Genomic DNA, 6,549 nt, shown 5'->3' with positions numbered 1-6,549 from the left:
CTAACTATTTCGGGCTCGCCGAACTCGGCGAGCCCGAAATAGTTAGGCGAGCGGAAGGGACGGCCGGGTTAGGCGCGGCCGCCGATCAGCGGGGCGGGCCGCTGGATGCCCGCACCACCAACTCGACCGGTGCCAGATAGTCCCCGGCACGCTCGCCCCGCAGGTGCCGGACGGCTTCCGCCCCCACAGCCCGCCGATCCAGCCGCAGGGTGGTCAACGCGGGAGCGAGGAACTCGGAACTGGTCAGGTCGTCGTGCCCGACCACCGACAGGTCACGGCCGATCTGCAACCCGTAGTCGCGGGCGGCACGGTACACCGAATGCGCCGACCAGTCGGAGTTGGTGATCACCGCGCTGGGCCGTTCCACTGGGTCGGCCAGCGCATCGAGCATCCGCGTGGTGATGGCGGCGCTGCGCAACTCGGTGTGCAACGTCAGCGGCGTGGCTCCGTGCTGGCGGCAACGGGTGAGATAGCGATCCAGTCGGTCACCGTCCGCCATCAGGCTGTACGGCGCGGTGAGGAAACCGATCCGGCGGTGACCCAACTCCCACAGGTGGTCGAAAGCCAGGTCGACGGCGGCCGGATCGGGGGCGACGTGGGCCATCTCGCTACCGGGTCGCACACTCGAGTTGAGCAGCACGACCGGGGCGTCGGGCTGGGCGGCCCGCCACTCGTCCACGGCCGCCGCCACGCCGACCGGGGCGATCGCCAGGCCGGACACCCGCCGGGACAGCAGGTAACGGATGTGCCGCCTCTCGTGGTCCTCGGAGTAGTCGGAATCCATCATCATCACCGCGACGCCGTGCTCGAGGGCGGCCGCCTGCATACCCGACAAGACATCGTTGAAGTAGGGATTGGCCACGTTGCGCACCACCAGCGCGAAGACGGCGCTGCGCCCCGTGCGCAACTCCTGCGCGATCGGATCGGGCACGTATCCGAGTTCCCTGGCCGAAGCCAGCACCCGGGCCCGGGTCTCGGCGGCGACCCCGGGCTTGCCGTTCAACGCCATGCTGGTCTGGGTGACGGACACCTCCGCGGCCCGGGCCACCATCTTCAGGGTGATCCGGTCAGGGCTCGGCTTCGTCATCCTCGTGTCCCGTCGCCTCGGATTTGAGGAACACCGTAGCGACACCGGACACCTGGGACATCGGCAGCAGCAGATCGCGCACCGGTTGGCGTCCGATGAACCGGACGTCGATGTGCACCATCGCGCGACCGTCCTCCACCTTGTTCTGCACCCGTTCCACGCTGCTGGAGAAGCCGAGCTCGGTGGCCGCCTCCAGGATTCCGCGCAGCGTGCCGTGCCCGTCCTCGTAGGTGATCCGCAGGATGCGGTGCCGGTCCGGGTTGGGCAGCTTCTGGACCAGCGGGCCGACCACGAAGATGGTCAGCAGATGCGCGCCGGTGAGCAGGGTGGCCAGCCACACCATGCCCGACCCGCAGGCCATCCCGATCGCCGCCGCCATCCAGATGGTGGCCGCCGTGGTCAGCCCCCGGACGATGTCGCGTCCCTTGAAGATCACCCCGCCGCCGAGGAAGCCGATGCCGCTGGCCACCTGGGCGGCGATCCGGCTCGGGTCGACGCCGGCGCTGCCGTCCAGCCCCGCCCCGAACCCCCACCAGGAGATCAGGGTGAAGCCGCACGATCCGACGCCGACGATGACATGGGTCCGGTAGCCGGCGCTCTTTTGATGCAGCTGCCGCTCCAGGCCGACCAGCGAGCACAACACCAACGCCATCGACAGCAGCAGCAGCTCGTGCCACGCGGTCTCCCAGGCGTCCCACCCCATCATGGTGGCGTCCGGCCTAGTCGCGGCCGGGGACCGGCAGGGCGTCGGTCAGCCCGGCCGGCAGCGGCACCCGCAACACCACGTTGCGGTCCTCGGCGCCGCCTTCGGCATGGATGCCGCCGACGCTGCCCGGGTCGTTGGCCGCCACCTCGCGGTGCAGCCCGGCCAGGCCCTCGACGCTGTTCAGCTGCCAGTCCACCGGGGCCGCGGAGTCGATCATGGTGACGGTGATCACCGCGCCCTCCGCGGCCAACTCCAGGGCGACGTGCCGCAACTGCACCGGCCACTCCGCGACGGCGCTGGTGGTCACCTCCCAGAACCCGCCGCCATCCGGCCCGGGACGTGGCACCACCGTGTTGACATGGATGTGCCCGGACAGCCACAGCACGGCCTGCGGGTACCGGTGCAGCAGCGCGCGGACGTCGTCGGCCAGATGCACCGACGGGTCGCCGCCGGTGGGGTTGTCCAGAGTGGACAGGCCGTGGTGCGACAGCAGCACCACCAGCCGGGGGTCGTCCGATCCCTCGCCGACCTCGGCCAGCCGCTGCTCCAGCCAGCGGAACTGGGCGTCGTCGACGCAGCCGTTCACGTCGCCGGCCGGATTGGTGGTGTCCAGGCTGATCAGCCGGACCCCGGGGACGCCGTCCCAGATGTAGTAGGCGGTGCCCGCGGCGACGTTGTCGGCGGTGTAGCCGTGGCCGTCCGGCACCGCGCCAGGACGGAAATGCGCCGCGACATGCTCGGCCTTGGTCAGGCTGCGGCGTCCCGGGTCGGCCGGGATCTCCGCCCGGACGCCGGTCGTGGTGACCCACGGGTCGGCCAGGTAGTCCAGCATCGAGTCCCGCTCGGGCAGATAGTCGGCCGGGGGCAGCACCGGCTTGCCGGCACCGGTCAGGAAGTCGTCGTAGCCGGCCGGGAACGGCGCCCGGCCCTGCAGCAGGCAGTCGTGGTTGCCGTAGACGCTGAGCCACGGCACGCCGACGCCGGGGCTCGGGAACCGCCGGCGGGCCGCCTCCAGCGCTCCGTCGGCCTCGGGCAGGCCCTTGGCCGCCCAGGCGTCCGAGCTGCCGGGACGTGGGTGCCAGTAGCTCGGATCGGTGCCACCGCTGGGACTGGCCGGGTGCGCGACACCCAGCTCGGCGGGGTCGATCGGGCCGCCGTCCAGTGCGGTCAGGTACGCCTGCACCTCGTTGAACTGGGCCGAGTCGGTGTTGTCGCCGGTGGTCACCAGCAGGTCGACCGGATGGCTCGCGGCCACGGCCCGGGCGGTGGCGGCCACCGTGACCAGCGCCTGCAGCTGCAGGAATTCCTGCGGTCGGTAGGCCGGCAGCATCCGCTGCCAGCGCGGATCGCCGTCGAAGCGCTGCAGGAACTCGGTGCGGCTGGGGGAGAGCAGGTCGGCCAGCTGGAAGTCGGTGATGTGCAGCAGGCTCAGCAGCCGGGCCCGCGGCGTCCAGGTTCCGGCGCCGCCGAGTTCGGCGCGGACGGTGTGCGGCTCGCCGGGGCCGACCCGCAGGCCGACGTAGCCGCCGTCGTAGTCGCGCTGCCGCTGGACGGTGGCGCCGGTGGTTCCGAGCGGCTCAGCCATGGCGGGCCTCGGCGGTCTCCGGGTTCAGCTCCTCCAGGCTGCGGCCCAGGGTCTCCGGTGCCAGGGCGACGCAGATGATCAGGCCGGCCAGGCCGATGCCGGCGAAGAACCACAGCGCGGCGTTGGCACCCCAGGCGGCGACGAAGTTCGGGAAGACCAGCACGCCCATGATCGAACCGATCCGGCTCACCGAGGTGGCCAGTCCGGCGGCGCTGGCCCGGATGCTGGTCGGGAACAGCTCGGTCGGGTAGACGAAGTTCAGGATGCCGCCGCCAGCGTTGGAGAACAGCACCGCGGCGCTGAACATCACGATCAGGAAGCCCAGGCTCGGTGACGTGTTCAGGGCCAGGACGACCAGGGCCGCAGTGAGTCCGGCGAAGCTGGTGATGATCAGCGGGCGGCGTCCCCAGCGGTCGACGACGTTCATGCCGATCACCGAACCGATCAGGCCCAGCACCGCCACCAGGCCGCTGCCGACGATGGTCAGGGTGCGGTCGTTGCCGGTGAACGGGGCCAGGATGGTCGGGGTGTACATCGAGATGCCGTAGTAGGCGGTCGCGTAGCAGAACCAGAAGCCGCAGACGAAGAAGGTCCGGCGTCCCAACTCGCCCTTGAACAGGTCGCGCACCGGAATCACCGGCGGCTTCTCCAGCGAGACGTTCGGGTCCACCTCGACGCCGGTGACCTTGCGCAGCACCTCGCGGGCGTCGTCCTCGCGGCCGTGTGCCACCAGCCAGCGCGGCGACTCCGGCAGCTTCACCCGGAATACGAAGACCACCAGGGCGAAGACCGCGCCGAGCAGCAGCAGCGCCCGCCAGGCGAAGTCACCCAGCGGGGCGAACAGCAGACCGAAGATGTAGGCGGCCACGGCACCGACGAACCACATGCCGGCCAGCGACGTCCCGTGCATGCCGCGGCGCTTGTGGGAGCTGAACTCGGAGACCAGGGTGGCCGAGATCGGGTAGTCGGCGCCGATGCCCACACCGAGCAGGAACCGGAAGATGATCAGCGGCCAGATGTCCCAGGCGAAGGCGGTGAGGGTGGCGAACACCACGAAGGCCAGCAGGTCGACCACGTACATCGCCTTGCGGCCGTATTTGTCGGTCAGGTTGCCCAGCCAGCTGGCGCCGATCAGCGAGCCGATGATGGCCGAGGACACGATCAGGCTCTGGTCGAGCGCGGTGATGTGCCACTCTTCCTTGATCATCGGCAGCGCCACGGCGATGACGGTCAGGTCGAAGCCGTCCAGGAAGGTGCCACCCGCCGACAGCAGGGTCACCCGGCGCTGGAACCGTCGCAGCTGCGGGGTGTCCACCTCGTCGAACCCGCTGGTGGTGATCAGGGACGGCGCCGGCGTCCCCGGCTGTTCGGCTGTCATGTCTACCTCCTCGTAGGACACAACGAATCGACGCGACAGTCGGGTACGAATCGATTCGGACTGCGCGGCAGCCTAATCAGAATCGATTCGGACGACAAGACCGGACGCGAAACGCTCGCCTAACTATTTCGGGCTCGCTGAACTCAGCGAGCCCGAAATAGTTAGGCGAGCGGTGGGTGGGGCGACTCAGTGCTCGGCGGGCGGAGCGGCCACCGGGGCCGGCTGGCCGATCTCGGCGAGCAGGTCCAGGTACCACTGCTGGGTGATGTCGAACGGCTTGCCGCCGGCGATCCGGTCGAAGGCGATCACGGTCAGCTCGTCGTTGTTGTCCTCGTCGTGGCCGATCACGCCGGGCTTGCCCTCCAGGGCGTAGTCGACGGCCAGGTCGGTCATCGACTTGATCAGCGCCAGGTCGTACTCGTTGGCGGCGGCCGAACGGGAATAGTAGCCCGACTTCTGCACCAGCACCTTCTCGGCCTTCAGCATGCCGGCGAACTGCTTGCTGAACCAGGCGCCCGGGTTGATCCGCTCCAGCCGGATGTGGCCGAACGCGTCGCGGGCCACCTCTTCGCCGTTGCGCTCCATCTCGGCGACGATGTCGGCGATGCCGGCGCCCTCGGAGAGGAAGATGTTCACGCAGCCGACCTCGTCCATCACCTGCTGCAGGCGCTCGGCCTCGGCCTTGATGTCGATGACGGCCTCCGGCACCAGGATGGCGTGCACGTCCCAGGCCTTGGAGTCCAGCCCGATCTCCGGCAGCCACTGCTGCTCGTTGATCCAGGCGTGGTACTTCTGGGCGGTGGCGGCGGTCAGCCAGCCACAGTTGCGGCCCATCACCTCGTGCACGATCAGGATGCGGCTGCCGGCGTTGTGCTCGGCCAGCACGTTCTTGGCGAACCGGGCGCCCATCTCGGCAGCGGTGTCGGCGCCCAGGGACTGCCTGATCGGGTAGACGTCGTTGTCGATGGTCTTCGGCAGGCCCACCACGGTCAGGCCGTAGTCGTGCTCGGCCAGGTAGGCGGCCAGGTCGGCCGCGGTGGTGTTGGTGTCGTCGCCGCCGATGGTGTGCAGCACGTCGACGCCGTCGGCGACCAGCCGGTCGGCGGCCACCTTCAGCGGATTGTCGCCCTCGGCGACCAGGCCGCGCTTGACCAGGTCGGCCGCGTTGGTCAGCTTCACCCGGGAGTTGCCGATCGGGGAGCCGCCGTAGCGGTGCAGCAGCGCGGCGTTGTCACGCACCACCTGGGTGACCGGCAGGTAGTCGCCGGTGAGCAGACCCTGGTAGCCGTTCTTGTAGGCGATGATCTCGACGTCCGGCGCCACCTCGGTGTAGCGCTGGATCAGGCCACCGATGGCCGACGACAGGCACGGGGCGAAACCACCGGCGGTGAGCAGGGCGACCTTGTGAACCATGAAGAGGCCTTTCTTGGCAAGGGGCAGATGTCACGGTCAGCCTAGTGGGTCGCCGCCTCCCCGGCTCGGGCTCCGGCCCGGATCCGGATCGGGCGAATCGCCCGGAAACCTGTGGACAACCGCCATCCGGCCCGCCGCGGCGGGCACACTGGGGGCATGCGGAGCACAGTCGGCAGTGAGCGGGGACAGGCGCTGTCCGCGTTCCTGGTGGTCGCCGTGATGGCGCTGCTGCTGATCTCCGGGCTGGTGGTGGACGGTGGACGCAAGACCGCCGCGGATCGCCGGGCCGAGCTCACCGCGGCCGCCGCCGCCCGCTCCGCGGTGGACGCCACCGCAGCCCAGCGTCAGGTCGGACGCCGTCCGGACGCCCAGGCCGCGGT

General features: G+C 70.0%; 6 protein-coding genes. 1 reads left to right on the top strand and 5 read right to left on the bottom strand.

Annotation, left to right across the window (positions count from 1 at the left end; translation table 11 throughout):
• Positions 1-85: 85 nt before the first annotated feature.
• From QM582_RS17360 to QM582_RS17340, 5 genes are all read right to left on the bottom strand, one after another.
• Complete coding sequence (locus QM582_RS17360; RefSeq protein ID WP_415086516.1) at positions 86-1,087, bottom strand: LacI family DNA-binding transcriptional regulator; 1,002 nt, start codon at positions 1,085-1,087, stop codon at positions 86-88.
• Positions 1,068-1,793: an MgtC/SapB family protein gene (locus QM582_RS17355; protein WP_415086514.1), complete on the bottom strand. Its 726-nt coding sequence runs from the start codon at positions 1,791-1,793 to the stop codon at positions 1,068-1,070. Before QM582_RS17355 ends, QM582_RS17360 begins: the two co-directional genes overlap by 20 nt.
• A gap of 13 nt (positions 1,794-1,806) precedes the next feature.
• Positions 1,807-3,378, bottom strand: coding sequence for a metallophosphoesterase (locus QM582_RS17350; protein WP_415086513.1), 1,572 nt, complete (start codon positions 3,376-3,378; stop codon positions 1,807-1,809).
• On the bottom strand, positions 3,371-4,756 hold the full coding sequence (locus tag QM582_RS17345) for an MFS transporter (protein WP_415086512.1): 1,386 nt from the start codon (positions 4,754-4,756) through the stop codon (positions 3,371-3,373). The genes QM582_RS17350 and QM582_RS17345 overlap by 8 nt, the downstream gene beginning before the upstream one ends.
• Positions 4,757-4,942: 186 nt before the next feature.
• Positions 4,943-6,169, bottom strand: a complete 1,227-nt coding sequence (locus QM582_RS17340; protein WP_415086510.1) for a pyrophosphate--fructose-6-phosphate 1-phosphotransferase — start codon at positions 6,167-6,169, stop codon at positions 4,943-4,945.
• A gap of 156 nt (positions 6,170-6,325) precedes the next feature.
• Between QM582_RS17340 and QM582_RS17335 the strand changes: the two genes are divergently transcribed.
• On the top strand, positions 6,326-6,549 hold a 224-nt coding region (locus QM582_RS17335), incomplete at its 3' end, for a hypothetical protein (protein WP_415086508.1).

The organism is Micropruina sp. (assembly GCF_047607385.1).
Taxonomy (GTDB): Bacteria; Actinomycetota; Actinomycetes; order Propionibacteriales; family Propionibacteriaceae; genus Micropruina.
The sequence above is the reverse complement of the archived record's forward strand: the minus strand, read 5'-3'. Positions and strand labels throughout refer to the sequence as shown.